Annotated in this window: 24 protein-coding genes and 1 pseudogene; 14 read left to right on the top strand and 11 right to left on the bottom strand. The window is 71.2% G+C overall.

The annotated features are described in order from the left end of the window. The first annotated feature begins 6 nt into the window (after positions 1–6). The 3 genes and pseudogenes from KKZ08_RS08635 to KKZ08_RS08625 all read left to right on the top strand — a co-directional run bounded on the left by KKZ08_RS08635 (position 7) and on the right by KKZ08_RS08625 (position 2,511). Positions 7–716: pseudogene (locus tag KKZ08_RS08635) on the top strand (VIT family protein). A 125-nt stretch (positions 717–841) separates the two neighbouring features. Continuing rightward, complete coding sequence (locus KKZ08_RS08630; RefSeq protein WP_223773883.1) at positions 842–1,747, top strand: sterol desaturase family protein; 906 nt, start codon at positions 842–844, stop codon at positions 1,745–1,747. After that, on the top strand, positions 1,744–2,511 hold the full coding sequence (locus KKZ08_RS08625) for a lysoplasmalogenase (RefSeq protein ID WP_223773882.1): 768 nt from the start codon (positions 1,744–1,746) through the stop codon (positions 2,509–2,511). Before KKZ08_RS08630 ends, KKZ08_RS08625 begins: the two co-directional genes overlap by 4 nt. On the opposite strand, the gene KKZ08_RS08620 is transcribed toward KKZ08_RS08625, so the two are convergent. The 4 genes from KKZ08_RS08620 to KKZ08_RS08605 all read right to left on the bottom strand — a co-directional run bounded on the left by KKZ08_RS08620 (position 2,418) and on the right by KKZ08_RS08605 (position 8,278). Beyond that, positions 2,418–3,386 (bottom strand): CopD family protein, encoded by a 969-nt coding sequence (locus KKZ08_RS08620; protein ID WP_223778964.1) that lies wholly within the window; start codon positions 3,384–3,386, stop codon positions 2,418–2,420. The genes KKZ08_RS08625 and KKZ08_RS08620 overlap by 94 nt on opposite strands. A gap of 158 nt (positions 3,387–3,544) precedes the next feature. Next, the gene (locus tag KKZ08_RS08615; protein WP_223773881.1) at positions 3,545–5,050 is read right to left on the bottom strand and encodes a CoA transferase; all 1,506 of its coding nucleotides are present in this window, start codon (positions 5,048–5,050) and stop codon (positions 3,545–3,547) included. A gap of 88 nt (positions 5,051–5,138) precedes the next feature. Next, positions 5,139–6,722, bottom strand: coding sequence for a S8 family serine peptidase (locus KKZ08_RS08610; RefSeq protein WP_223773880.1), 1,584 nt, complete (start codon positions 6,720–6,722; stop codon positions 5,139–5,141). Between the two features lie 8 nt (positions 6,723–6,730). Further along, positions 6,731–8,278, bottom strand: coding sequence for a S8 family serine peptidase (locus KKZ08_RS08605; RefSeq protein ID WP_223773879.1), 1,548 nt, complete (start codon positions 8,276–8,278; stop codon positions 6,731–6,733). Between the two features lie 303 nt (positions 8,279–8,581). Here KKZ08_RS08605 and KKZ08_RS08600 point away from each other — a divergent pair, with 303 nt between their 5' ends. The 3 genes from KKZ08_RS08600 (at position 8,582) to moaA (ending at position 11,912) form a co-directional block, all read left to right on the top strand. After that, a complete protein-coding gene (locus KKZ08_RS08600) occupies positions 8,582–9,091 on the top strand; it encodes a DUF485 domain-containing protein (RefSeq protein WP_346657867.1) in 510 nt (169 codons plus the stop codon). Further along, positions 9,088–10,725 (top strand): cation acetate symporter, encoded by a 1,638-nt coding sequence (locus KKZ08_RS08595; RefSeq protein WP_223773877.1) that lies wholly within the window; start codon positions 9,088–9,090, stop codon positions 10,723–10,725. Before KKZ08_RS08600 ends, KKZ08_RS08595 begins: the two co-directional genes overlap by 4 nt. 161 nt (positions 10,726–10,886) lie before the next feature. Beyond that, the gene (gene moaA / locus KKZ08_RS08590; RefSeq protein WP_223778963.1) at positions 10,887–11,912 is read left to right on the top strand and encodes a GTP 3',8-cyclase MoaA; all 1,026 of its coding nucleotides are present in this window, start codon (positions 10,887–10,889) and stop codon (positions 11,910–11,912) included. Positions 11,913–12,478: 566 nt separating this feature from the next. On the opposite strand, the gene KKZ08_RS08585 is transcribed toward moaA, so the two are convergent. Together KKZ08_RS08585 and KKZ08_RS08580 are read right to left on the bottom strand one after the other, a co-directional pair. Next, positions 12,479–12,700, bottom strand: a complete 222-nt coding sequence (locus tag KKZ08_RS08585) for a hypothetical protein (protein WP_223773876.1) — start codon at positions 12,698–12,700, stop codon at positions 12,479–12,481. 189 nt (positions 12,701–12,889) lie between these two features. Further along, a complete protein-coding gene (locus KKZ08_RS08580; protein ID WP_223773875.1) occupies positions 12,890–13,276 on the bottom strand; it encodes a DUF3099 domain-containing protein in 387 nt (128 codons plus the stop codon). 225 nt (positions 13,277–13,501) lie between these two features. Between KKZ08_RS08580 and KKZ08_RS08575 the strand changes: the two genes are divergently transcribed. After that, entirely contained in the window at positions 13,502–13,777 is a 276-nt protein-coding gene (locus KKZ08_RS08575) for a GlsB/YeaQ/YmgE family stress response membrane protein (protein WP_223773874.1), read from the top strand. 94 nt (positions 13,778–13,871) lie between these two features. Here the strand turns inward: KKZ08_RS08575 and tyrS are convergent, their stop codons facing one another. The 3 genes from tyrS to KKZ08_RS08560 form a co-directional block, all read right to left on the bottom strand. Continuing rightward, the gene (gene tyrS, locus KKZ08_RS08570) at positions 13,872–15,143 is read right to left on the bottom strand and encodes a tyrosine--tRNA ligase (RefSeq protein ID WP_223773873.1); all 1,272 of its coding nucleotides are present in this window, start codon (positions 15,141–15,143) and stop codon (positions 13,872–13,874) included. 66 nt (positions 15,144–15,209) lie between these two features. After that, the gene (locus KKZ08_RS08565) at positions 15,210–16,604 is read right to left on the bottom strand and encodes a metallopeptidase TldD-related protein (protein ID WP_223773872.1); all 1,395 of its coding nucleotides are present in this window, start codon (positions 16,602–16,604) and stop codon (positions 15,210–15,212) included. After that, positions 16,601–18,154 (bottom strand): TldD/PmbA family protein, encoded by a 1,554-nt coding sequence (locus KKZ08_RS08560; RefSeq protein WP_223773871.1) that lies wholly within the window; start codon positions 18,152–18,154, stop codon positions 16,601–16,603. Before KKZ08_RS08560 ends, KKZ08_RS08565 begins: the two co-directional genes overlap by 4 nt. 186 nt (positions 18,155–18,340) lie before the next feature. Here KKZ08_RS08560 and fabG point away from each other — a divergent pair, with 186 nt between their 5' ends. From fabG to KKZ08_RS08545, 3 genes are all read left to right on the top strand, one after another. Next, the gene (gene fabG / locus KKZ08_RS08555; RefSeq protein ID WP_223773870.1) at positions 18,341–19,060 is read left to right on the top strand and encodes a 3-oxoacyl-[acyl-carrier-protein] reductase; all 720 of its coding nucleotides are present in this window, start codon (positions 18,341–18,343) and stop codon (positions 19,058–19,060) included. Between the two features lie 5 nt (positions 19,061–19,065). Next, complete coding sequence (fabI, locus tag KKZ08_RS08550) at positions 19,066–19,827, top strand: enoyl-ACP reductase FabI (protein ID WP_223773869.1); 762 nt, start codon at positions 19,066–19,068, stop codon at positions 19,825–19,827. 115 nt (positions 19,828–19,942) lie between these two features. Next, positions 19,943–20,299 (top strand): hypothetical protein, encoded by a 357-nt coding sequence (locus tag KKZ08_RS08545; protein WP_223773868.1) that lies wholly within the window; start codon positions 19,943–19,945, stop codon positions 20,297–20,299. 29 nt (positions 20,300–20,328) lie between these two features. On the opposite strand, the gene KKZ08_RS08540 is transcribed toward KKZ08_RS08545, so the two are convergent. Continuing rightward, the gene (locus KKZ08_RS08540) at positions 20,329–21,012 is read right to left on the bottom strand and encodes a FadR/GntR family transcriptional regulator (protein WP_223773867.1); all 684 of its coding nucleotides are present in this window, start codon (positions 21,010–21,012) and stop codon (positions 20,329–20,331) included. A gap of 92 nt (positions 21,013–21,104) precedes the next feature. On the opposite strand from KKZ08_RS08540, the gene KKZ08_RS08535 reads away from it, so the two are divergent. The 4 genes from KKZ08_RS08535 (at position 21,105) to KKZ08_RS08525 (ending at position 23,568) form a co-directional block, all read left to right on the top strand. Beyond that, positions 21,105–22,394, top strand: coding sequence for a CynX/NimT family MFS transporter (locus tag KKZ08_RS08535; protein WP_223778962.1), 1,290 nt, complete (start codon positions 21,105–21,107; stop codon positions 22,392–22,394). Between the two features lie 43 nt (positions 22,395–22,437). Beyond that, complete coding sequence (locus tag KKZ08_RS38605; RefSeq protein ID WP_150166275.1) at positions 22,438–22,554, top strand: SGM_5486 family transporter-associated protein; 117 nt, start codon at positions 22,438–22,440, stop codon at positions 22,552–22,554. Between the two features lie 191 nt (positions 22,555–22,745). After that, on the top strand, positions 22,746–22,961 hold the full coding sequence (locus tag KKZ08_RS08530; protein ID WP_223773866.1) for a hypothetical protein: 216 nt from the start codon (positions 22,746–22,748) through the stop codon (positions 22,959–22,961). Between the two features lie 88 nt (positions 22,962–23,049). Then, positions 23,050–23,568, top strand: coding sequence for a histidine phosphatase family protein (locus KKZ08_RS08525; protein WP_223773865.1), 519 nt, complete (start codon positions 23,050–23,052; stop codon positions 23,566–23,568). A gap of 154 nt (positions 23,569–23,722) precedes the next feature. Here the strand turns inward: KKZ08_RS08525 and serB are convergent, their stop codons facing one another. Further along, the gene (serB, locus tag KKZ08_RS08520) at positions 23,723–24,937 is read right to left on the bottom strand and encodes a phosphoserine phosphatase SerB (protein ID WP_223773864.1); all 1,215 of its coding nucleotides are present in this window, start codon (positions 24,935–24,937) and stop codon (positions 23,723–23,725) included. Positions 24,938–24,949: the final 12 nt, after the last annotated feature.

Here is a 24,949-nt window from a genome sequence, read left to right as displayed (position 1 = left end):
CCCTGCGTGACTGAAGCAACGCACGAGGAAGCACACGGCGGCGCCCTCGGCACCCGGCTCAACTGGCTGCGGGCCGCCGTCCTCGGGGCCAACGACGGCATCGTCTCCACCGCGGGCCTCGTCGTCGGCGTCGCGGGCGCCACCGACGACCGCGGCACCCTGCTGACGGCGGGCCTCGCGGGGCTGCTCGCCGGGTCCATGTCCATGGCCGCGGGCGAGTACGTCTCCGTCTCCACGCAGCGCGATCGGAGAAGGCCGCCCTGGCCATGGAGAAGCGCGAACTGCGCGAGCAGCCCGAGGCGGAACTGGCCGAGCTGACCGACCTGCTGGAGGAGCGCGGGCTCAGCCGTGCCGTGGCCCGCGAGGCCGCCGAGCAGCTCACCGAACGCGACGCGCTGCGCGCCCACGCGCGCGTGGAGCTCGGCATCGATCCCGACGACCTCACCAACCCCTGGCACGCCGCCTGGGCCAGCTTCGTCGCGTTCACGGTGGGCGCGCTGCTGCCGCTCCTCGCCATCGTCCTGCCGCCGGCCGGCTGGCGCCTCGGCGTCACCGTCGGCTCGGTCCTCGCAGCCCTCGCGCTGACGGGCTGGAGCAGCGCACGCCTCGGCGCGGCGGCGGCGCGCCCGGCCGTGGTGCGCAACGTGGGGGGCGGGGTGCTCGCGATGGCGGTCACCTACGGGGCGGGGGCCCTGCTCGGCGCCGCCGGGGTGTGAGACCGGCCCGGCGGCCCATGGCCCCGGCTTTGGCGGGGATCACCAACAACTGCTCCCGTACCGCCGGTAATACTTGTCGGTAACAACCCCTAGTCGCGGACGAAGAGCCGTTCTACGGTGCACGCATGTCCCCGAACCTGCCCGATGTCGTGCTGTGGTCCATACCCGCCTTCGTGCTGCTCACGGTCGTCGAGATGGTGAGCCACCGGATCCACCCCGATGAGGAGGCCGCGGGGTACGAGACCAAGGACGCCGCCACCAGCGTCACCATGGGCCTCGGCAGCCTCGCCTTCGACTTCCTGTGGAAGATCCCGATCGTCGCGATCTACTCGGGCGTCTACGCGCTGACGCCGCTGCGCGTGCCCGTCCTGTGGTGGACGATCCCGCTGATGCTCCTCGCGCAGGACTTCTTCTACTACTGGTCGCACCGGGGCCACCACGTCATCCGCATCCTGTGGGCCTGCCACGTCGTGCACCACTCCAGCCGCAAGTTCAACCTCACGACAGCGCTGCGCCAGCCCTGGACGAGCCTCACGGTATGGCCGTTCTACCTGCCGCTCATCGCCTGCGGCGTCCACCCGGCGGCGCTCGCCTTCTGCTCGTCGGCCAACCTCGTGTACCAGTTCTGGATCCACACCGAACGCATCGGGAAGCTCCCACGCCCCTTCGAGTACGTCTTCAACACGCCCTCGCACCACCGCGTGCACCACGCCTCCCAGGGCGGCTACCTGGACCGCAACTTCGGCGGCATCCTCATCATCTGGGACCGCCTGTTCGGCTCCTGGGTCGCCGAGACCGACCGGCCCGTCTACGGCCTGACGAAGAACATCACCACGTACAACCCGCTGCGCGTCGCCACCCACGAGTACGTCGCCATCGCCAAGGACCTGAAGGCGGCCACCAGTTGGCGCGAGCGGGCCGGGCGGGTCTTCCGCGGCCCGGGCTGGCAGCCGAAGGCCACCGAGCCGCCCACGCCCGCCGTGCGGGGCGCGGAGACCGCCCCGGCCACCGTCGCGGAGCGCGCGGCGTGACGGCCCCGCCCGCGCCGAGGCTGCTCCTCGGTCTCTTCGGCCTTGCCGCGCTCGGCGACCTCGTCGCGCTTCTCGCCGCCTGGGACCCCGGCCACGCCGTCCTCAAGCCGCTGCTCATGCCGCTCCTCGCGGCGTACGTCCGGACGCGGCGCGGCCCGCGGCTGCTGGTCACCGCCCTCCTCTTCGGCTGGGGCGGCGACACCCTGCTGCTCTTCGACACCGAACCCGCCTTCCTCGCGGGAATGAGCTCCTTCGCTGCCGGGCACCTCTGCTACCTCGCGCTCTTCAAGCGGTACGGCGACACCGGGAGGTACGCGGGCCCCGGCGGCTCACCCCGCGCGCGTGGGGCGGCGCTCGGGGCCGCGTACACCCTCGCGCTCCTCGGGACCGTGGCGCTGCTCTGGCCGGACCTGCCCGCCGACATGCGCGGCCCCGTCGCGGGCTACAGCCTGCTGCTCACCACCATGGCGTTCGGTGCGACCACCCTGGGGGCGGCGGCCGCGGCGGGAGGGGCGCTGTTCCTGCTGTCGGACACGCTCATCGCCACCGGCGTCGCCGACTGGCCGCAACTGCCCAGGCCCGACTTCGCGATCATGCTCACCTATCTCGCGGCGCAGTTCCTGCTGGCCCGAGCCGTGCTGCGGGAAGCGGCGCTGCGGGGCAGCGGAAGTCACCACCGGATCGGCACCGGCACCGCGGTCAGCAGCGCCGACAGCGCCACGACCACCCCCAGCGCCACCACTTCCCGGCGCGCGGGAGCATAGGCGCCGGCCCGGTCGCCCGCGCCGCGCAGCCGGCGGCGGGCCAGCAGCGCGAGCACCGCGATGACGGCCACCAGCAGCCCCTTGGCGAGCAGCGTGCGGCCGTACGCCGTCCCGGTGAGCTGGTCGGCGACCGTGCCCGGCGGCATCCGGCGCAGCGTGCTGAAGACCCCCGTCACGGTGATCGCCGCGAACAGCAGGGCGGCCACGCGCGCGTAGAGGCCGAGAACGCCGACGCCCGCCTCCGGAGCGGTCGCCCGCCACTGCCGCAGTATCCGCAGGACGTACAGCAGACCGCCCGCCCAGAGCGCCGCGCACGTCAGATGCACGAGCGTCAGCCCGCTGCCGACCAGGGGGTGGTCCTCCACCGGGGGATGGGCCCGCAGCGCCTCCGCGACGATCACCGCCGCCAGGGGGAGCGCGGCCGAGGAAGGGCGCCGTGAGCGGGCGCACAGCGCGGCCACGACGAAGGCGTTGACCTCCAGGAGGGCGAGCCTGCCGTCACGGGAGCCGGACAGCCGCCCGAGGTCCAGGTCGGACAGCTGCTGCGGGACGAGGTTGCCGTTCGCCACGATCGTGGCGAGCACCAGCGCCGCCCCGCACCCCGCCCACGCCGCGTACGCCGACCAGCAGCGGGGCGCCCGGTCCAGCGGCGCCCCCGGGACACGCCGCGCGAGCCGCGTCGCGAACACCTCGCCCACCTGAAGGCACAGCGCCGCGAACATGACCGTCCGCAGGAACGTGATGCCGCTGGTACCGGGCGCCAGGGCCTCGCCGGTGCCGCGCAGCGCCGCCGGGGGGCCGAGCAGCGGGATCAGCGAGGCCGCGGCCAGCAGGACGAGCACGGCCACCGCGCGGCCCAGGGGACGGGCCGCCACGTCGGCCGTTGCCTCGCCCCCGGGCTCGGCGGACGGTCGTATGGGGCTCACCACAAGATCTTCACCAGGGGTCCGCGAGGCGGGCAAGTCCTGAGGGACAAGTGGGGCAATACCGTTCCGACCGGACCATCGCGTTCGGCCCGGTACCGCCCGCCCCCTCAGAGCCAGCGGGGCAGGTCGCCTCCCCAAGGGCCGGGTGGCCGAGCCCAGTTGGCCGGGCCGCCCGCGAAGGAGAAGGGCGGCAGGGCGTGCCGGAGCCGCCCGAGCGGCCCGTCCGTCTCGGCGAGCCAGGGCCAGGGGCCGTCGTACGCCGCCGCGGGACGACCGTCGCTCGGGCCGCCGCTCGGACCGCTCCCGTCCGCCTCGCCGGGCTCTGCGAGGTCTTCGCCGGGCTCTGCCAGGTCCTCGCCGGGCTCTGCCAGGTCCTCGCCGGGCTCCGCCAGGCCCTCGGCGGCCGGCCCCGTCAGCCACGCGGCCGTGTGCGCCAGCGCGAGCCGCGCCAGGTACGTCCCGCCCGTCAGGGACCGCTCCGTGAGCGAGCGCAGGACGGCCGCCGCGAGGAGATGGCCCGTGCCGTGGTCCAGCGCCTGGGCGGGCAGTGCGCCCGGCCGCTCGGCGGACCCCTCGACGGCGGCGATCCCGGTCGCCGCCTGCACCAGACTGTCGAAGCCGCGCCGCCCCGCCCACGGCCCGTCCGCCCCCCACGCGGACAGCTGGGCGAGGACGGCGCCGGGCCTGCGCCCGGCCAGTGCCTCGGGTGAGAGGCCGAAGCGGTCGAGGGCGCCCGGCCGGTAGCCGGTGACGACCACGTCGGCGCGTTCCAGCAGGTCGTCGAAGGCCCGCCGGTCCGCGCGGGCGCCCAGATCGAGCGTGGCCGAGCGCTTTCCGAAGCCCGTGTCCGCGTGCTGGTCGGGCAGTTCCGGCAGCCCCGGCGGATCGACCCGCAGCACGTCCGCGCCGAGCAGCGCGAGCGTGCGGGTGGCGACGGGGCCCGCGATGACCCGCGTCAGATCGAGCACCCGCAGCCCCTGAGCGGGCAGCGCCGGATCGCCGTCGAGCGGCGGGAGGGGCCGCGCGGGCCCCTCATCGATCCGCTCGCGCAGCAGCAGCGGGCGCCCGGCCACCGCCGCGCCCTGCGGATGCGCGGCCCACTCCCGTGGCGACCGCAGCGCCACGGCGAGGCCCCCGGCGGCGTACACGGCGTCCTCCACCTCCACGGCCGACCGCTCGGCGAGGAGCGCGCCGACCGCGTCCGCTTCAACGGACGGTGTGAGCCCGAGGGCGGCCGTCAACGCCGCCCGGTGGTGCGGGTAGTTGGCGTGCGTACGCACCCAGCCGTCCGCGGTGCGCCAGAAGCGGGACAGCGGCGCGAAGGAGACCGGCGCGCGCCCGTCCACCAGCAGCTGCCGCTCACTGGTGAACGCGGTCGCGACGGCCCCGTCGTCGACCCGCACCCGCGGTACCTCCCGCCCCGTGCGGTACGCGGTCGACTCGGCGGCGGCCAGCGCGCAGACCCCCACGCAGGCACGGGCGAGCCCCATGACGGGCAGCCGTGCGGGCAGGGCGCCCGCGCGCGGGACGACCGAGACCCGGGAGACGAGGGCGGGGTCGCCACCGAGCGCCGCCCAGGCGGCGCGCGTACCGTTCAACGGTGTTTGCATCATGCACGCACTATGGCGTACGGAAAAGGCCCCACGGACGGTGAGGGCCGGGCGGTGCGCACCGCCCGGCCCCCAGCGTCACGCAGGCGCGCTACTTCCGCACGGCGTCCAGCGCGTCGGCCATGCCCGCGCCGTAGAAGCCGTTCTTGTTCGTGCCGCCCTCACAGACCGCGTCCACCTTGCCGTCACCGTCGAAGTCGTACGGATCGGTGCACGCCATCGCGTCCGCCTGGCGGTACAGGAGCGACTTGATCCGCGCCACCGAGGCGTGCGGATGCGTGGACTTCAGCAGCGCGACGACGCCCGCTGCGTGCGGGGACGCCATCGACGTACCGCCCTTGTAGCCGAACTTGCCGCCCGGCAGCGTGGACAGGATCCTGCCGTCGACGGCCGGCGGCCGCGGCGCCTGGTACTCGGTCCTGTCGCCGCCGGGTGCCGTGATGTCGATGACGCCCCGGCCGTAGTTCGAGTACGACGCCTTGAGCCCCTTCGCACCGGTCGCCGAGACGGTCACGACGCCGGGCAGCTGCGACGGGAGGTCGAGGCAGTCCTTCGTCTTGATCGTGCGCGGCACCGGTGTGGTGTCGTCGGGGCTCGTCTTGTCGAGGATCTCTTCCTGGGCGAGGTCGGTCTTGGCGTTGCCCGCGGCCGCGACGTTCACCGCGCCCTTGCGCTCCGCGTACCGCGCGGCCCGGCCGACCGCGTCGACCAGTGCCTTCTGGTCGGCGTCCGTCTTGCAGTTGAAGAGCCACGGGTCGGTGTAATAGCTGTTGTTGGTCACGTCGACGCCGTGGTCGGCCGCCCACATGAAGCCGCAGACGACGGCTTCCGTGTAGTACATGCCGGTCGCGGGCTCCGCCACCTTCAGGCTCGCGACCTTCACGCCGGGCGCGACGCCCGTGACACCGGTGCCGTTCTTCGCGGCGGCTATCGAGCCCGCCACATGCATGCCGTGGTCGCTCTCCTTGGCCACCGGACGCCACGCGTTGTCCTTCTGGACGGGCACGCCGCCCAGACAGCTCGCGGACGCCCGCCGGTCGAAGTTCGGCGCTATGTCGGGGTGCGTGTCGTCCACCCCGGAGTCGAGCACCGCGACCGTGACCTCGCGGCTGCCGAGCGAGATCTCGTGGGCCTTGTCCGCCTTCATGGCGGGCAGGTCCCACTGGAGCGGCTCCAGCTCGTCCTGGCCCGCGGCCGCCTTGCCCGCCGCGGCCTTCGCCTCGGCGGCGGTCAACGGCCGCTCGGAGTCGAGGGCGTTGTCGGACTGCGCGGACAGCGGAGCCGTCCGGGTCGCACCCGCCGAGTCGACGCCCTTCACCTTGCGGATCGTCTTCGCGAAGTCCGGGTTCGCCGAGTGGACGACGATGACGCCGATCTTGTCGTACGCGATGACGACGTCACCGCCGGCCTTGGCGATGGCCCGCTGGACGCGCGCCGAAGTGCCCTTGCCCGGGCGGACGTTGACCACGTAGCTCATCGACGCCGCATCCGAACCGGCAGCCGACGCGGAGGACGCCGAAGCGGGCGCGTCCGGCATCGAGGCGGGCCGCGCCGACGCCGAACCCGGCAGGAAGGCGACGGCCGAGGCCACCGCGACCCCGACGGGAAGGGCCAGCGCCCGGCGGGAACGCGGGAAGCCGGTGGTGGTCCTGCCGTGGGACCTGGACATCTCCATGCCCCCCGTCACTTCTTCTTCACGGCGTCGAGCGCGTCGACGAGACCGCTGCCGTAGAAGCCGTTCTTGCCCTTGCCGCCGCTCTCGCAGACCGCGTCGACGTCACCGTCGCTGTCCGGGTCGTACGGCTCGGCCGGGCACTCCAGGGGATCGGCCTGCTTCTTCAGGAGGCGCTGCAGTTCGGCGGGGCCCGCATTGGGGTGCGTGGACTTCAGCAGCGCGGCTACGCCCGCGGCGTGCGGCGCGGCCATCGACGTACCGCGCAGCCAGCCGTACTCGCCGTTCGGCATGGTGGACAGGATGTTGCCGTTCTTCGACGGGGTGTCGGCCGGCAGCTGGAACTTGTCGCCGCCCGGCGCCGTGACGTCCACGACGCCCTTGCCGTAGGTGGAGTACGACGACTTGAGGTTCTTGACGCCCGTCGCGCTCGTCGTGACGACGCCCGGCAGCTGGGTCGGCACGTCCAGGCACTCGCTCGGGTCGATGGTGCGGGTGACCGGCGTGGAGTCGTCGGGGCTCGACTTGTCGACGATCGCGTCGGAGGCCAGGTCGTGGTTGGAGTTGCCCGCCGAGGCGACGTTCAGGATGCCCTTGCCCCGGGCGTACAGCTGGGCCCGGTTCACCGCGTCCAGGATGGCCTTCTGGTCCGGGTCGTCCTTGCAGTTGTACAGCCACGGGTCCACGTAGTAGCTGTTGTTGGTGATCTCGACGCCGTGCTCGGCGGCGAACACGAACGCGCAGACCACGTTCTCCGGGTAGAACAGCTCGTCGACCGGGTCGGCGACCTTGATGCCCGATATCTTCACGCCGGGCGCGACACCCGCGACACCGACGCCGTTGCGCGCGGCGCCTATCTCACCCGCCACATGCGTGCCGTGGTAGTGGTCCTTGTTCGCCGGACGCCAGGCGCCGGCCGAGGTGTCCGCCTTGCCGCCGACACAGCTCGCGGACTGTGCCGCCGAGAAGTTCGGGGCCAGGTCCGGGTGGGTGTCGTCGACACCGGTGTCGATCACCGCGACGGTGACCTTCTTGCTGCCCGGGTTGATCTTCGCCGCCTTGTCGGCGCCGATCGCCCGCAGGTCCCACTGGTCGGCCTCCATCGGCTCGGCGCCCGGCGTGGCGCTCCGCTTCAGGGACGTGGCTTCGGCCTTCGACAGCAGCTTGGCCTTGCCGTCGTCCGTGGTGCCGGCCGCCCGCAGCGGAGCGGTGTGGGTCGCGCCGGCGGACTGCACACCGCGGACGCCACGCATCCGCTCGCCGAACCCCGGATCCGAGGAGTGCGCGACGATGACGCCGATCTTCTCGTGCGCGACGACGACGGAGCCGCCGGCCTTGGCTATCGCCCGCTTCACGTACGCGACCGTCTTGTGGTCGGTACGGGTGTTGACGACGTACGCGAAGACGGGGGCGTCCTTCGCGGCTCGGGCCGACACGGGGGCGGGTGACTCGTTCGGGGCCGCCGACGCGGCGCCGGGGACGAAGCCCACCGAGGCGGCGAGCGCGACACCGAGCGGCAGGGTGAGCGCTGTGCGGCGTCTTGAACGCAGATGAGCCATGGGGTCTCCACATCATCCGGATACGGAACTGCCCGAACACAGCTGGGTGCTCGGGCAGGTACATGACGGGTCGTGCAGGGGTGAAGCTATCCCCCGAACTCCCAGGCCAGCAATGGCCCGTAACAGAATCCGGAAAGATCCGGGAGTGATCAGGGAGTCGGGGCGCGTCGTACGCGCCGTCGTGACGTTGAGCAGACAACAGAAGCAACATCAACCCCTGTCGGATCACGCCCCATGGCCCTAGCATCGCCAACCGTGGCTCACGTGATCCGCGTCACGCCGGAAAGTGAGACCAGGCAGCACATGGAAAAACTGTCCGTCCCCACCCCACCCGCACCACGAGGAGACTCCGTGGCCACCGACGCACCGCCCCCTTCGAAGGGTGGCGCAGGAAAAGAACCCGCTCCCCACGCGCCCTCCACGGAGGAGTTCACCGAGGTGCAGGAGAGCGCGGAGTTCGGCGAACTGCGCCGCGCACACCGCTCGTTCGCCTTCCCCCTCACCGTCGCCTTCATCACCTGGTACCTCGTGTACGTCCTGCTCTCCAACTACGCGGGCGACTTCATGGGCACCAAGCTGTTCGGCAACATCAACGTCGCCCTGGTACTCGGCCTCGGCCAGTTCCTGACGACGTTCCTCATCGCCTGGTTCTACTCGCGGCACGCCGCGGCGAAGCTCGACCCGAAGTCCGAGGCGATCAAGTCCCGTATGGAGTCCGGAAACTCCGGTGGTTCCGGCAACTCCGGCAACTCCGGCAACTCCGGCAACTCCGGCAACTCCGGTAACTCCGGCAACAAGGAGGGCGACGCATGAGCCGCGCGCAGACCGCCGTCATCGACCTCGCGGCGGCGTCCGACGCCTCCCAGCACCGGCCGCTGATCATCAGCCTCTTCGCCGCCTTCGTCGTCGCCACCCTCTTCATCACCGTCTGGGCCGGCCGCCAGACCAAGAGCGCCGCCGACTTCTACGCGGGCGGCCGCCAGTTCACCGGCTTCCAGAACGGCCTCGCGATCTCCGGCGACTACATGTCCGCCGCGTCCTTCCTCGGCATCGCGGGCGCCATCGCCCTCTTCGGCTACGACGGCTTCCTGTACTCCATCGGCTTCCTCGTCGCCTGGCTCGTGGCGCTCCTCCTGGTCGCCGAACCGCTGCGCAACTCCGGGCGCTACACCATGGGCGACGTCCTCGCCTACCGCATGCGCCAGCGCCCCGTCCGCACGGCCGCCGGCACCTCCACCATCGTCGTCTCGATCTTCTACCTGCTCGCGCAGATGGCGGGCGCGGGCGTCCTGGTCTCCCTGCTGCTCGGCATCACCTCCGACGCCGGCAAGATCCTCATCGTCGCCCTCGTCGGCGTCCTGATGATCGTCTACGTCACCATCGGCGGCATGAAGGGCACCACCTGGGTGCAGATGGTCAAGGCCGTCCTGCTCATCACGGGCACCGTGCTCATCACCTTCCTCATCCTGCTGAAGTTCGACTTCAACGTCTCCGACCTGCTCGGCTCGGCCGCCTCCAACAGCGGCAAGGGCTCGGCGTTCCTGGAGCCCGGCCTCAAGTACGGCGTGAGCGCCACCTCGAAGCTGGACTTCATCTCGCTCGGCATCGCCCTCGTCCTCGGCACCGCCGGCCTGCCGCACATCCTGATCCGCTTCTACACCGTGCCCACCGCCAAGGCCGCCCGTAAGTCCGTGAACTGGGCGATCGGTATCATCGGCGCCTTCTACCTGATGACCATCGTGCTCGGCTTCGGCGCCGCGGCCCTCCTCAAGCCCGGCGACATCATCGCCTCCAACAAGGCGGGCAACACGGCGGCGCCCCTCGCCGCCCTGGAGATCGGCGGCGGTGGCGACTCCACCGGCGGCGCGATCCTGCTCGCGGTGATCTCCGCGGTCGCCTTCGCCACTATCCTCGCGGTCGTCGCGGGCCTCACCCTGGCCTCGTCGTCGTCCTTCGCGCACGACATCTACGCCAACGTCATCCGCAAGGGCAAGGCCACCGAGAAGGAGGAGATGAAGGCCGCCCGCTGGGCGACCGTCTTCATCGGCGTCGTCTCCATCGCGCTCGGCGCCCTCGCCCGCGACCTCAACGTCGCGGGCCTGGTCGCCCTCGCCTTCGCCGTCGCGGCCTCCGCGAACCTGCCGACGATCCTCTACAGCCTGTTCTGGAAGAGGTTCACCACCCAGGGCGCGCTCTGGTCGATCTACGGCGGCCTCACCGCCGCCGTCGGCCTCGTGCTCTTCTCCCCGGTCGTCTCCGGCAAGCCCACCTCGATGTTCCCCGACGCGAACTTCGACTTCTTCCCGCTGGAGAACCCCGGCCTGATCTCCATCCCGCTGGGCTTCCTGCTCGGCTGGCTCGGCTCGGTCCTCTCCAAGGAGAAGCCCGACAAGGGCAAGTACGCCGAGCTGGAGGTCAAGTCCCTCACCGGCGTCGGAGCCCACTGACCGGCATTTGTTCACACGTTCGTAGCGGCCGCGTCGTAGAGTCCTACGACGCGGCCGCCGCGTTCCTCGTGGCAAATGGCCCATGGCGTTGTCAGAGGTGTCGCGTAAGGTCGAAGGCAGTGGGACCCATGAGAAATCCGACCGCCGGGGAGGGGGCCGCAGTGCTCATCGACACGTTTGGCCGCGTAGCCACTGACCTGCGCGTATCGCTGACCGACCGCTGCAATCTGCGGTGCACGTACTGCATGCCGGAAGAAGGCCTGCAGTGGCTCGCCAAGCCGGACCTGCTCACGGACGACGAGATCGTCCGCCTCGTCCGGATCGCCGTCACCCACCTGGGCATCCGCGAGGTCCGCTTCACCGGCGGCGAGCCCCTGCTGCGCCCCGGCCTCGTCGGCATCGTCGAGCGCTGCGCCCAGCTGGAACCCCGCCCGAAGATGTCCCTGACGACGAACGGCATCGGCCTCAAGCGCACCGCGAAGGCGCTCAAGGCCGCCGGCCTGGACCGGGTCAACGTCTCGCTGGACACCCTGCGCCCCGACGTCTTCAAGACGCTCACCCGGCGCGACCGCCACAAGGACGTCCTCGAAGGCCTCGAAGCCGCCCGCGACGCCGGCCTCACCCCGGTCAAGGTCAACACCGTCCTGATGCCGGGCCTGAACGACGACGAGGCCCCGGACCTCCTCGCCTGGGCCGTCGAGAACGACTACGAGCTGCGCTTCATCGAGCAGATGCCCCTCGACGCCCAGCACGGCTGGAAGCGCGACGGCATGATCACCGCGGGTGACATCCTGCAGTCCCTGCGCACCCGCTTCGAGCTCACCGAAGAGGGCTCCGGAGAGCGCGGCTCGGCACCCGCCGAGCGCTGGATCGTCGACGGCGGCCCGCACCGCGTCGGCGTCATCGCCTCCGTGACCCGCCCCTTCTGCTCGGCCTGTGACCGTACGAGGCTGACGGCCGACGGCCAGGTGCGCACCTGCCTCTTCGCCACCGAGGAGACCGACCTGCGCGCGGCCCTGCGTGCCGCCCCCGAAGGCGGCGCGGACGGCGCAGAGGGCTCGGACGCCTCGGACGAGGAGATCGCCCGCATCTGGAAGCTCGCCATGTGGGGCAAGAAGGCCGGCTCCGGCCTGGACGACCCCTCGTTCCTCCAGCCGGACCGCCCGATGTCGGCGATCGGCGGCTGACCCTAATAACTTAACGCCGACGCGACCTGCGCTGTAGTATTTCCCCGTCGTGAACGGTCTCTCCGGGCATGACGAAGGGCCCGGCTCCTGCCAGAGCGAGGCCCTTCGCGCAGTAGTTCACGAGCCCGGTCGCCTTCTACTCGACCGGGCTCGCTGCGTTTCGCAGCACACCGATCGCGACCGTCTCATGGGTGGGCGCCCTATCGGACGAACTGCCCCACACATCCGGTGATCGTTACGAGTAAGCCGAGCAGCCCGATCCAGACCTGCCACTTCTCAGGACCGGTCCAGCGCTCACGTGGCTCCCAGCGACGATCATTCATTTATCCACCCCCCTTCACCAGGGAAATGGCCGCACGGAACCACACGCGGAAAGACTGTGGTGGTGTGCGTCGTTCCGACGGGGGATGCGGAACGCGAAGGAAGTATCCCATGGTGGTCCCCGCACCCGGCACTGGAACCACATGATTGATCTGAGCTTTTCTTGAGCTGGGCAGGTCAGGCGCCATGCCCAAGGAGCCCTGAAGGGTGGAGAGTTGCCGGAGTCCGCTCAGCGCTTCCCGGCTTCACCTCTCGTTGGCGCGGGACTCCCACTCGGACAGCGTCACGACTTCCTTCAACATGCCGCGTATGCCGAGGAATTGGGAGAGGTGCTCGCGGTGCTCCTCGCACGCGAGCCACGTCTTGCGGCGCTCCGGGGTGTGGATCTTCGGGTTGTTCCAGGCGAGGACCCAGACCGCGGCCGCGCGGCAGCCCTTGGCGGAGCAGATCGGCGTCTCGTCACTCACAGTCGCGTCCAAAAACGTTCCGGAACAAGGCGACGCCGAGCAGCCACGGGGGGAGCTGCCCGGCGTCGGTCTGTCGCTCCGACGGGGGATGCGGAGCGCGTACGAAGTATGTCACGGGCGACCCGGTGACCGGCACCGGAACTACATGATTGATCTGAGCGTTTCTTGAGCTTGGCGGAACGTCGACGGTCAGTTCTGCCCGCGTGAAGGGCCGCGCTGCTGGTCGTACGCGGCACCCAGGGGATCTTCCGGGACGGATTCCGCGGGCCCGACCGTGGCGGGCGGCGCCAGCATTGGCCGAGAAGGAGCGGGTACGAACGTCGACGGAAGCGAACGGTTGCTCTCGCGGCCCGCGTTGGCGATCACCACGGAGATGTACGGGAGCAGGACGCCGAGCACCAGGGCGACGATGGCGACATGCCGCTCCACGTTCCACAGCACGGCCGCGGCGACGACGGAGACGGTCCGCACCGACATCGAGATCACATACCGGCGCTGCCGGCCACGTACGTCCTCCGCGAGCCCCTGCCGGGCTCCCGTGATCCGGAAGACCTGGTTACCGCTCTGCTTCCGCATCACGTTCCACCACCCTGTCCGCTGTGCCGGACTCTCCCCGGTATCTACCCCGGCCCGGCTCACTCCACGTTACGCCTGAGCTGCGCAGCCCACGAGACCGGGGCAGGCCTCGCCTCGGCGGGAATCCTGCGCCCCGCCACGTATGGGGGCGCCCGACATGCGCGGTACGGCGCACGGGCCGACACTGGCGGTAATGCTCACGTAGAGCCGTACAAGGAGGCAGCTATGGGCTGGTTGTGGGCGATCATCGTGGGATTCGTGCTGGGGCTGATTGCCAAGGCGATCCTGCCCGGTAAGCAGCACAGTCCGATCTGGCTCACCACGGTGTTCGGCATCATCGGAGCCGTCCTGGGCAACTGGCTCGCGACGCAGTTCGGCATCAACGAGACCAAGGGCATCGACTGGGGCCGCCACGCCCTGCAAGTGGCCGCGGCGGTCGTGATCGTCGGCCTGGGCGACGCGCTCTACAAGATGGTCCGGGGCAACAGACGCACGGCCTAGCAGCCGCACGGAAACGGCATGGCAGCCGCACAGAAGGGGCCGGTCCGCATGGACCGGCCCTTCTGTGCGCGTCTGCGTGCCGGGCGCGGGCTGGTCAGCCCGCCGCCGTGACCTCGACCGCCGCCAGGTTCTTCTTGCCGCGCCGCAGCACCAGCCACCGCCCGTGCAGCAGGTCCTCGCGGGCCGGCACGGCGTCCTCGGCGGCGACCTTGACGTTGTTCACGTAGGCCCCGCCCTCCTTCACCGTGCGCCGGGCGGCGGACTTGCTCGCCACCAGGCCGACCTCGGCGAACAGGTCCACGACCGGGCCCAGCTCGGAGACCTCGACACGCGGCAGCTCGGAGAGCGCCGCCGCCAGCGTCGCCTCGTCCAGATCCGCCAGCTCGCCCTGGCCGAAGAGCGCCTTGGACGCGGCGATGACCGCCGCGCACTGGTCGGCGCCGTGCACCAGCGTCGTCAGCTCCTCGGCGAGGGCGCGCTGCGCGGCGCGCGCCTGCGGACGCTCCTCGGTCTGCTTCTCGATCTCCTCCAGCTCCTCACGGGACTTGAAGGACAGGATCCGCATGTACGTCGTGATGTCCCGGTCGTCCGTGTTCAGCCAGAACTGGTAGAACGCGTACGGCGTCGTCATCGTCGGGTCGAGCCAGACGGCCCCGCCCTCGGACTTGCCGAACTTGGTGCCGTCCGACTTGAGCATCAGCGGCGTGCCCATGGCGTGGACCGTGGCGTCCGGCTCCAGGCGGTGGATCAGGTCGATGCCCGCGGTGAGGTTGCCCCACTGGTCGCTGCCGCCGGTCTGCAGCGTGCAGCCGTACCGCCGGTAGAGCTCCAGGAAGTCCATGCCCTGGAGGAGCTGGTAGCTGAACTCCGTGTAGGAGATGCCCTCCTGGGACTCCAGGCGCCGGGCGACCGAGTCCTTGGTGAGCATCTTGTTGACCCGGAAGTGCTTGCCGATGTCGCGCAGGAACTCGATCGCGGACATGCCCGCGGTCCAGTCGAGGTTGTTGACCATCGTCGCGGCGTTCTCGCCCTCGAAGGACAGGAACGGCTCGATCTGCGAGCGGAGCCGGGCCACCCAGTTCGCGACCGTCTCCGGGTCGTTCAGGGTGCGCTCGGCGGTGGGCCGCGGGTCGCCGATCTGTCCCGTGGCGCCGCCGACCAGCGCCAGCGGGCGGTGCCCCGCCTGCTGGAGCCGGCGGACGGTGAGGACCTGCACGAGGTGCCCGACGTGCAGGCTCGCCGCGGTGGGGTCGAAGCCGCAATAGAACGTGACGGGACCGTCCGCGAGCGCCTTGCGCAGTGCGTCTTCATCGGTGGAGAGGGCGAAGAGCCCTCGCCACTTCAGCTCGTCGACGATGTCCGTCACGGGTCTCGCGTCTCCTTGGATGTACTGCTGCGTGTGCTGGTCTGCACGGATGTGCAGGGTCCGAGGTTATACGCCCTGGCTGATCGAACTCATATTGAAATCCGGGACGCGCAGCGCGGGCATCGCGGCCCGGGTGAAGTAGTCGCCCCACTCGCGCGGCAGCGTCTTCTCCGTACGGCCCGCCTCCGAGGCCCGGCCGAGCAGGTCGACCGGCGATTCGTTGAACCGGAAGTTGTTCACCTCGCCCACGACCTCGCCGTTCTCGACGAGGTAGACGCCGTCCCTGGTCAGGCCGGTCAGCAGCAGGGTGGCCGGGTCGACCTCGCGGATGTACCAGAGGCAGGTGAGCAGCAGGCCGCGCTCGGTGGCGGCGACCATCTCCTCCAGGAAGCGGTCGCCGCCGCCGTCCAGGACGAGGTTGTCGATGGCGGGCGTCACCGGCAGGCCGGTGAGGGCGGCGCCGTGCCGGCTGGTGGCGAGGTGGGCGAGTTCTCCGGCGCGGATCCACTCGGTGGCGGTCAGCGGCAGGCCGTTGTCGAAGACGGACGCGTCACCGTCGGAGGCGTGCGCGAGCACGAACGGCGCCGACTCCAGACCGGGCTCGTGCGGGTCGCTGCGCAGCGTCAGCGGCAGCTGAGCGATCCGCTCGCCGAGGCGCGTGGCACCCCCCGGCTTGGAGAACACCGTGCGGCCCTCGGCGGCGTCCCGGGCCGAGGAGGACCACATCTGGTAGATCAGCAGGTCGGCCACGGCGGTCGGCGGCAGCAGCGTCTCGTACCGCCCGGCGGGCAGGTCGATACGCCGCTGGGCCCAGCCGAGGCGCCGGGCCAGCTCGGCGTCGAGGGCGGCCGGGTCGACGTCCTTGAAGTCCCGGGTGGCGCGTCCCGCCCAGGCCGACTTGGTGCGGTCCGGCGACTTGGCGTTGAGCTCCAGGGTGCCGTTGGGCTGGTCGTGCCGCAGGCGCAGCCCCGTCGACGTACCGAGGTAGCTCGACACGAACTCGTGGTTCGCGAAGCCATACAGCTCACGGCCGCCCGCGCGGGCCCGGGCGAAGGCCTCGCCGAGGGCGGGGGCGAAGTCCGCGAAGACCGCCGAGGAGGTCTCCGCCGGAGCGTCCGTGAAGTCGGGGGAGGCGGCGGTGCCGGTGACCAGGGGCTGCGCGTCCTCGGCGGGGCCCGCGTGCCGGGCGGCCTCCTCGGCGGCCCGCACCAGCGGCTCCAGGTCGTTCGCGGTGACGGCCGAGCGCGAGACGACGCCCGAGGCGGTGCCCTCCTTGCCGTCGACGGTGGCGATGACGGTCAGGGTGCGGCCGCGGGTGACGCCGTTGGTGGTGAGGGCGTTGCCCGCCCAGCGCAGGTTCGCCGTCGACTCCTCGTCGGCGATGACGACGCAGCCGTCGGCGGTGGACAGTTCGAGGGCGCGCTCGACGATCTCGTGCGGCTTGGTGGCGCTGCGGCTCATCGGCCGGCCTCCTGCGTGGTGTTCAGAATGTTCACGCCCCGGAACAGGGCCGAAGGGCAGCCGTGCGAGACCGCGGCGACCTGGCCCGGCTGGGCCTTGCCGCAGTTGAAGGCGCCGCCGAGTACGTACGTCTGCGGGCCGCCGACGGCGGCCATGGAGCCCCAGAAGTCGGTGGTCGTGGCCTGGTAGGCGACGTCGCGGAGCTGTCCGGCGAGCCGCCCGTTCTCGATCTTGTAGAAGCGCTGCCCGGTGAACTGGAAGTTGTACCTCTGCATGTCGATCGACCAGGACCGGTCGCCGACCACGTAGATGCCGCGGTCGACGCCCGCGATCAGGTCCTCCGTGGAGAGCCCGCCGGGGTCCGGCTGGAGCGACACGTTCGCCATGCGCTGCACCGGCACGTGGCCGGGGGAGTCGGCGTACGCGCAGCCGTTCGAGCGCTCGAAGCCGGTGAGCTTCGCGATGCGCCGGTCCAGTTGGTAGCCGACGAGCGTGCCGTCCTTGATCAGGTCCCAGGACTGCGCGGCGACGCCCTCGTCGTCGTAGCCGATGGTGGCGAGTCCGTGCTCGGCGGTCCGGTCGCCGGTGACGTTCATCAGCGACGAGCCGTACGCCAGCTTGCCGAGCTGGTCGAAGGTGGCGAAGGACGTGCCCGCGTACGCCGCCTCGTAGCCGAGCGCGCGGTCGAGCTCGGTGGCGTGGCCGATGGACTCGTGGATGGTCAGCCAGAGGTTCGACGGGTCGACGACGAGGTCGTAGGAGCCCGCCCGGACGCTCGGCGCCCGCATCTTCTCCGCCAACTGCTCGGGGATGCGCTCCAGCTCGCCCTGCCAGTCCCAGCCGGTCCCGGTGAGGTACTCCCAGCCCCGTCCGACCGGCGGCGCGATCGTGCGCATCGAGTCGAACTCACCGCTCGACCCGTCCACGGCGACCGCGGTGAGCTGCGGGTGCAGGCGGACCCGCTGCTGCGTGGTCACCGTGCCCGCCGTATCCGCGTAGAACTTGTTCTCGTGCACGGTGAGCAGTGAGGCGTCGACGTGCGCGACCCCGTCGGCGGCCAGCAGCCGTGCGCTCCAGTCGGCGAGGAGCCCCGCCTTGTCCTCGTCGGGCACGGAGAAGGGGTCGATCTCGTACGACGACACCCAGGTCCGGTCGGCGTGCACGGGCTCGTCCGCCAGCTCCACCCGCCCCCACTGCCCGAAAGGCGTGGGAGGTGCCCCCACGGACCCCGCGGCCTTGATGACCTGCGCGGACAGCTTGGCCATGGCCACGGCCTGCGAGGCGACCCGGGCCGCGGCGTCCATCGTCAGGTCGACGCCCGAGGCGAACCCCCAGGTCCCGCCGTGCACGACCCGGACCGCGTACCCCAGGTCCGTGGCGTCCGAGGTGCCGGACGGCCGGGCGTCCCGCAGCTGCCAGGACGCGCTGCGCACCCGCTCCAGACGGAAGTCCGCGTGGTCGGCGCCGAGCGCCCGCGCGCGGGCGAGCGCGGCGTCGGCGAGAGCCCGCAGCGGCAGCGCCGTGAAGGCTTCATCGATGGAATGAGGCACGAATGTCTCCCTGCTGTCGGCACCGGTCGGTCCGATCATGTCGCGCCCGACGGGTCGGCGGCCAGAGCTTTCTGTAGGGACCCCACAGCGAGTCCTTCGCGCCACTGTCGGTCACCGATTCTCCGTATCGCGGAAGGTACCGATAGGTTTTCGAGGTACCAGACCGCTTATCGAAAGGGTGATCCGTTGAGCCGCTCGGTTCTCGTCACCGGAGGAAACCGGGGCATCGGCCTCGCCATCGCCCGCGCCTTCGCCGACGCCGGCGACAAGGTCGCGATCACCTACCGCTCGGGTGAGCCGCCGAAGGAGCTCACCGACGCCGGGGTCCTCGCCGTGAAGTGCGACATCACCGACGCCGAGCAGGTGGAGCAGGCCTACAAGGAGGTCGAGGAGAAGCACGGGAACGTGGAGGTCCTGGTCGCCAACGCGGGCATCACCAAGGACCAGCTCCTGATGCGTATGTCGGAGGAGGACTTCACGTCCGTCCTCGACACCAACCTCACCGGCACCTTCCGCGTCGTCAAGCGCGCCAACCGCGGCATGCTGCGGGCCAGGAAGGGCCGCGTCGTCCTGATCTCCTCGGTCGTGGGCCTCATGGGTGGCCCGGGGCAGGCCAACTACGCCGCCTCCAAGGCGGGTCTGGTCGGCTTCGCGCGCTCGCTCGCCCGTGAGCTCGGGTCGCGCAACCTCACCTTCAACGTCGTCGCGCCCGGTTTTGTCGACACCGACATGACCAAGGTGCTGACGGACGAGCAGCGTGAGGGCATCGTCTCTCAGGTGCCGCTCGGCCGTTACGCGCGCCCCGAGGAGATCGCCGCCGCGGTGAAGTTCCTCGCGTCCGACGACGCCTCGTACATCACTGGAGCCGTCATCCCCGTTGACGGCGGATTGGGCATGGGTCACTGATCACCATGAGCGGAATTCTCGACGGCAAGAAGATCCTGATCACCGGCGTCCTGACGGAGGCCTCCATCGCCTTCCACGCGGCGAAGGTCGCCCAGGAGCAGGGCGCCGAGGTCATCCTGACCGCCTTCCCGCGGCCCACCCTCACCGAGCGCATCGCGCGGAAGCTGCCCAAGCCCGCCAAGGTCATCGAGCTGGACGTGACCGACCAGGAACACCTGGACCGGCTCGCGGGCCTGGTCAAGGACGAGCTCGGCGGCCTGGACGGCATCGTGCACTCCATCGGCTTCGCGCCGCAGGGTGCCTTCAACTTCCTGGAGGCGACCTTCGAGGACGTCTCGACGGCGATGCACGTCTCGGCGTTCTCCCTGAAGTCGCTCACCATGGCCTGCCGCCCCCTGATGACGAACGGCGGCTCCGTCGTCGGTCTCACCTTCGACGCGCAGTACGCCTGGCCGAAGTACGACTGGATGGGTCCGGCCAAGGCCGCCCTGGAGGCCACCTCGCGCTACCTCGCCCGTGACCTGGGCAAGGAGAACATCCGCTGCAACATGATCTCGGCGGGCCCGCTCGGCTCGATGGCCGCGAAGTCCATCCCGGGCTTCTCGGAACTCGCCGACGTCTGGAACAGCCGCTCCCCGCTGGAGTGGGACATGGCCGACCCGGAGCCCGCGGGCCGTGGCATCGTCGCCCTGCTCTCCGACTTCTTCCCGAAGACCACCGGCGAGATCATCCACGTCGACGGCGGCGTGCACATGATGGGTGCCTGACCAGGCCTTACGTACGAAGATGACGCCCCGTCCCCCGCAGTGCGCGGGAGGCGGGGCGTCACCCGTTCGGCCCCCCGGCCGGGCGGCGGCGGGGGAGGGCCGCGCACCCTGAAGTGTGCGTCTCTCCGGTGCGGTGCTCGCCGCTCTCGCCCTGCTGGTCGCCGTGCCCACGGGCGCCGCGTCCCTCGGCGACACCGGTCCCGAGCGCCACGCGCGCGGGAAGCAGGGCGACCGGGAGCCCCGGCCCTTCGGCGCGGAGTGCCGCGTCGGCGTCCACGGCTCCGCGGTCATCGCGTACTGCCACAACCCGTACCCCGAGACCGACCGGGTCCGGCTGCACGTGGAGTGCGACCGGTGGTGGGACATCGACGTCGACAGCGCCCCGGTCGAGGCGGGCCCCGCCCAGACCGTGCGGCTGGCCGGGCGGTGCTGGAAAGAGGTCCGCTCGGCCTGGGTCAGCCACGAGAAGTGAGGGCCGGCCCCGGCCACCAGAAGTGAGGGTCAGCCCCGGGTGAGCCGCTCCGGGCGGCACATGAAGGGGTAACTCGCCGCTTCCGCCGCGGCGGCCTCGGTGTCCCGCGCGCGGATCGCCTCGACCAGACGGGCATGGTCCATGTGGGCCTCGGGGCTCAGGTCCTTGCCGATGTCCTCGCGCAGCCAGTCCCGCAGGACCTCGCCGAGGTCGGCGTACAGCGCCGTCATGACATCGTTGTGGGACGCGGCCACCACGGCCATGTGAAGGGTCGCGTCGGCCGTCACGAAGGCCTCCGCGTCTCCCGCCGCCCAGGCCTGCTCGCGGCGCGCGAGCAGGCCGTCGAGCTGCTTGAGGTCGCGCTCGGTGCGGCGCTCGGCGGCGAGCTTCGCGGCGCTCGACTCCAGCGTGCTGCGCAGTTCGGCGATGTGCCGGGGGTCGGCGTCGGCGAACCTGCGGTGCATCACGCCCGCCAGCTCGCTGGTCGCGACGACGAAGGTGCCGGAGCCCTGGCGGATGTCGAGCAGGCCGTTGTGCGCGAGGGCGCGGACGGCCTCCCTGACGGTGTTCCTGGCCACGCCCAGCTGTTCGACCAGCTCCGGCTCGGTGGGGATGCGGGAGCCGACCGGCCACTCGCCCGAGGCGATCTGGTTGCGCAGCTCGGAGATGACCTGTTCGGAGAGCGCCGAACGGCGCGGAGTGGTCAGCGGCATGACGTTCCTTCGTGCGAGAACCGGAACCGATTGGACAGCCAATCATCCCATGATTCTATGATGGACCCATGGCTAGTGAGGAAACCACGACGATGACACCGACGGCGACACCCTCCCCGCGTACCGGGACGACGGAGAAACAAGCCCCCACGCGCGCGTGGGCGACGCGTCTGGTCATCGTCGGCATCGTCCTCGCGGCCCTCAACCTCCGCCCGGCCATCACCAGCCTCGGTGCCCTTCTCGAAGAGGTGCGCGACGGCCTCGGCATGAGCGGCACCCTCGCCGGACTCCTCACCTCCGTGCCGCCGCTCTGCTTCGCGTTCTTCGGCGTCATGGCGCCCAGGTTCGCCCGCCGCTTCGGCCCGAGCGCGGTGGTCTGCGTCGGCATGGCCGCGATCGCCGCTGGCCTGGTGATACGTCCCTTCGTCGGGGGCACGGCCGGCTTCCTCGCCGCCACCGCGCTCGCCCTCATGGGCATCGCGGTCAGCAACGTCCTGATGCCGGTCATCGTCAAGCGCTGGTTCCCCGACCGGGTCGGCTCCATGACCGGCCTGTACTCGATGGCCCTCGCGCTCGGCACCTCCCTCGCCGCCGCCCTGACGGTCCCGATGACCGACGCGCTGGGCGGCCGCTGGCAGACCGGCCTCGCCGTCTGGGCGGCGCTCGCCGTCGTCGCCGTCGTGCCGTGGATCCCGCTCGTCCGTGACCGGAGCGCGGCCTCCGCCGCCCCGGAGCACGTCAGCACCACCGTCCGGCACGAGGACGCGGAGCTGCGCATCACCCACAGCCGCACCGCCTGGGCCCTCGCCGTCTTCTTCGGACTCCAGGCCACGGCCGCGTACATCACGATGGGCTGGATGCCGCAGATCTTCCGGGACGCGGGCGTCCCCGCGGGCGAGGCGGGCGTCCTGCTCGCCGTCACGATGGCCATGGGCGTGCCGCTGGCGTTCGTCATCCCCAGGGTCGCCACGCGCCTGACCAACCAGGGCCCCGTCGTCCTCGTCCTCGGTCTCTGCGGCCTCTCCGGATACGCGGGCCTCTACCTCGCCCCCGCGGGCGGCGCATGGGTCTGGGCGCTGCTGCTCGGCGTCTCCAACTGCGCCTTCCCGCTCGCCCTCACCATGGTCGGCATGCGGGCCAAGAGCAGTGTGGGCGTGGCCAAGCTCTCCGCCTTCGCGCAGAGCACCGGCTATCTGATCTCGATCCCCGGACCGCTCCTGGTGGGCGTCCTCTACCAGCACAGCGGCGGCTGGGGCCTGCCGATCGCGCTGATGGCGGGCCTGATGGTGCCGCAGATCATCGTCGGCACCCTCGCGGGCCGCAACCGCACGGTCGAGGACGAGGTGGCCGCCAGGGCGGCCAGGACGGCCCCGACGGCCTGACCCCGGCGGCGGGGGCACGGGTCAAGGGTGCGAGACTTGCGGTATGCCCGTCCTTGACCCGAACCCCCAGAACGGCCAGAAGAAGCTGCTCATCGTGCTCGGCTCGATGCTGGCCATCACCGTGATCATCGGCATCATCGCCTCCATCGCCTCCCCGTGAGCTGACCCCGGCAGCGGTCCGAACGCGCTCCGAGAGGGCGGATGGTGGGGTTAGCACCCCCATCCCCTAGGGGGTCAGTGTCAGGGTCAAGTGGGTGGATCACCGGATGGGCCCAGGGCCGCCGATCGCCTAGTTTCGAGTTGTGCCCGCGACGCAGCGGGCACGGACCACTCGAAGACCACGGAGGCGGCATGTCGGTCCGTACGCACACCCGGCGCGACCCCGCGGAGTCCGGCAGCGTCGAGATCCAGCTCCCGTGGTGGGCCGTCGCCCTGCCCGCCATCGCCTTCGCGGCCCTGCTCCTGCTGGTCCTGAACCCCGCGGACGCGCACGCCGCGAGCAGCGAGCCCGTCGTCACCACCCTCATCGAGCGCATACAGGCCCTGATCTCGCGGACGACCCCGTGAGGCAGGCCCCGCCGGAGGCGTCACCCGTGCCGGGCCACCGCCTCAACTACCTGCGCCCCGTGGCGCGTTTCATGCGAAGCTGGGACGCATGAGCGTCGCAGAACCCCGCAGGATTGTCCTCTTCCGGCATGCGAAGGCCGACTGGCCGCAGGTCTCCGACCACGAGCGGCCGCTCGCCGACCGGGGCCGCAGGGACGCCCCCGTCGCCGGACGCAAGCTGGCCGACAGCGGCATCCCCTTCGACCTGGCCCTCTGCTCGACCGCGACCCGGACCCGCGAGACCTGGAAGCTCGCCGTCCAGGAGCTGCCGCAGCGGCCGAAGACCATCTACGAGGAGAGGCTGTACGAAGCCTCTCCCGGCGAGCTGATCGCCGTGCTCAACGAAACCCCGGACGACGTGCGGAACGTCGTCCTGATCGGTCACAACCCCGGCATCCAGGGCCTGACCGACGTGCTGGCCGGGGAGGCCGAGGACGACGCCCGGGAGCGGCTGAACCGCCGGGGCTTCCCGACCGCCACCTTCTCCGTCCTCACGTACTCCGGCTCGTGGAAGGCGCTCGAACCGGGCGTGGCCACCCTCGTCGACTACTGGGCGCCGTCCGAGTAACCCTCCACCGTCCCTCCTTTCCGTTGATACGCGGACGGGGCCCCGCACCACGCGGTGCGGGGCCCCGTCCGTGCGTACGCCGGGCAGCGAAGGAAGCGGCCGGCTGTCAGTCATGGGAAGCGGCAGGCCGTCAGCCGTGGGAAGCGGCCGGCTGTCAGTCCAAGTGGGTGTCCGCCGCCTCGACCTCTTCGCGGGTAATGCCGAGGAGGTAGAGGACGGTGTCCAGGAAGGGCACGTTCACCGCGGTGTGCGCGGCCTCGCGGACCACCGGCTTGGCGTTGAAGGCGACACCGAGCCCGGCCGCGTTCAGCATGTCGAGGTCGTTCGCGCCGTCGCCGATCGCGACGGTCTGCTCCAGCGGGACCCCCGCCTCCTTGGCGAAGCGGCGCAGCAGCCGGGCCTTGCCCGCCCGGTCGACGATCTCGCCGGTCACCTTGCCGGTGAGCTTGCCGTCGACGATCTCCAGGGTGTTGGCCTGGGCGAAGTCGAGGCCGAGACGCTCCTTCAGATCATCGGTCACCTGGGTGAAACCGCCCGAGACGACGCCCACTTGATAGCCGAGGCGCTTGAGGGTGCGGATGAGGGTGCGGGCCCCCGGGGTGAGCCGGACCTCGGCGCGGACCTTGTCGACGACCGACGCGTCGAGACCCGCCAGCAGCTCCACGCGCGCGTGCAGCGACTGCTCGAAGTCCAGCTCGCCGCGCATCGCCGCCGCCGTCACCTCGGCGACCTCGGCCTCGCAGCCGGCGTGCGCGGCGAAGAGTTCGATGACCTCGTCCTGGATGAGCGTCGAGTCGACGTCCATCACGACCAGGCGCTGCGCGCGGCGGTGCAGGCCCGCCGCGACGACCGCGACGTCCACGCCGAGCTTCGCGGCCTCTATGGCGAGGGCGGTGCGCAGCGGCTCGGTCCCGGTGCCGGACACCGCGAACTCGACGGCGGTGACCGGGTATTTGGCGAGCCGGAAGATACGGTCGATGTTGCCGCCGGTGGCCGTTATCCGGGCGGCGATCGCGGCCGTCGACTCCGACGTCAGCGGGTGGCCGAGCACCGTCACGAGCGAGCGCCCGAGGCCGCGCGGACGGTTGTCGCCGATGCCCGAGATGATCTCGGCCTGCATCTTCATGGACTCCGCCCAGCTGTGGACGGTGGCGCGCAGATCGCCCTCCAGGCCGGCGGGCGGCGCGGTCACGAGCGCGCACAGCACGATCCGGCCGCGGGTGACGACCTGCTCGATGTCGACGACGTCGACGGAGTAGGCGGCGAGGGTGTCGAAGAGGCCGGCGGTGAGGCCGGGGCGGTCCTTGCCGAAGATCTTGACGAGGAGCGTCGGGATGTCGGCCGGCTGAGGGGGCTGCGGAGCACTCATGGTGATCCCTAC

Source organism: Streptomyces sp. 135 (genome assembly GCF_020026305.1).
GTDB lineage: Bacteria > Actinomycetota > Actinomycetes > Streptomycetales > Streptomycetaceae > Streptomyces.
Note: the sequence above shows the minus strand (reverse complement) of the source record. Positions and strands in the feature narration are given on the sequence as shown.

What these genes read in the sequence shown, in the direction of transcription:
- KKZ08_RS08630 (WP_223773883.1), top strand. Translation starts at nt 842, where the DNA reads ATGTCCCCGAACCTGCCCGATGTCGTGCTGTGGTCCATACCCGCCTTC.
- KKZ08_RS08615 (WP_223773881.1), bottom strand. Translation starts at nt 5,050, where the DNA reads ATGATGCAAACACCGTTGAACGGTACGCGCGCCGCCTGGGCGGCGCTC.
- KKZ08_RS08610 (WP_223773880.1), bottom strand. Translation starts at nt 6,722, where the DNA reads ATGGAGATGTCCAGGTCCCACGGCAGGACCACCACCGGCTTCCCGCGT.
- KKZ08_RS08605 (WP_223773879.1), bottom strand. Translation starts at nt 8,278, where the DNA reads ATGGCTCATCTGCGTTCAAGACGCCGCACAGCGCTCACCCTGCCGCTC.
- KKZ08_RS08600 (WP_346657867.1), top strand. Translation starts at nt 8,582, where the DNA reads ATGGAAAAACTGTCCGTCCCCACCCCACCCGCACCACGAGGAGACTCC.
- KKZ08_RS08595 (WP_223773877.1), top strand. Translation starts at nt 9,088, where the DNA reads ATGAGCCGCGCGCAGACCGCCGTCATCGACCTCGCGGCGGCGTCCGAC.
- KKZ08_RS08580 (WP_223773875.1), bottom strand. Translation starts at nt 13,276, where the DNA reads ATGCGGAAGCAGAGCGGTAACCAGGTCTTCCGGATCACGGGAGCCCGG.
- KKZ08_RS08575 (WP_223773874.1), top strand. Translation starts at nt 13,502, where the DNA reads ATGGGCTGGTTGTGGGCGATCATCGTGGGATTCGTGCTGGGGCTGATT.
- KKZ08_RS08565 (WP_223773872.1), bottom strand. Translation starts at nt 16,604, where the DNA reads ATGAGCCGCAGCGCCACCAAGCCGCACGAGATCGTCGAGCGCGCCCTC.
- fabI (WP_223773869.1), top strand. Translation starts at nt 19,066, where the DNA reads ATGAGCGGAATTCTCGACGGCAAGAAGATCCTGATCACCGGCGTCCTG.
- KKZ08_RS08540 (WP_223773867.1), bottom strand. Translation starts at nt 21,012, where the DNA reads ATGCCGCTGACCACTCCGCGCCGTTCGGCGCTCTCCGAACAGGTCATC.
- KKZ08_RS08535 (WP_223778962.1), top strand. Translation starts at nt 21,105, where the DNA reads ATGACACCGACGGCGACACCCTCCCCGCGTACCGGGACGACGGAGAAA.
- KKZ08_RS38605 (WP_150166275.1), top strand. Translation starts at nt 22,438, where the DNA reads ATGCCCGTCCTTGACCCGAACCCCCAGAACGGCCAGAAGAAGCTGCTC.
- KKZ08_RS08530 (WP_223773866.1), top strand. Translation starts at nt 22,746, where the DNA reads ATGTCGGTCCGTACGCACACCCGGCGCGACCCCGCGGAGTCCGGCAGC.
- KKZ08_RS08525 (WP_223773865.1), top strand. Translation starts at nt 23,050, where the DNA reads ATGAGCGTCGCAGAACCCCGCAGGATTGTCCTCTTCCGGCATGCGAAG.
- serB (WP_223773864.1), bottom strand. Translation starts at nt 24,937, where the DNA reads ATGAGTGCTCCGCAGCCCCCTCAGCCGGCCGACATCCCGACGCTCCTC.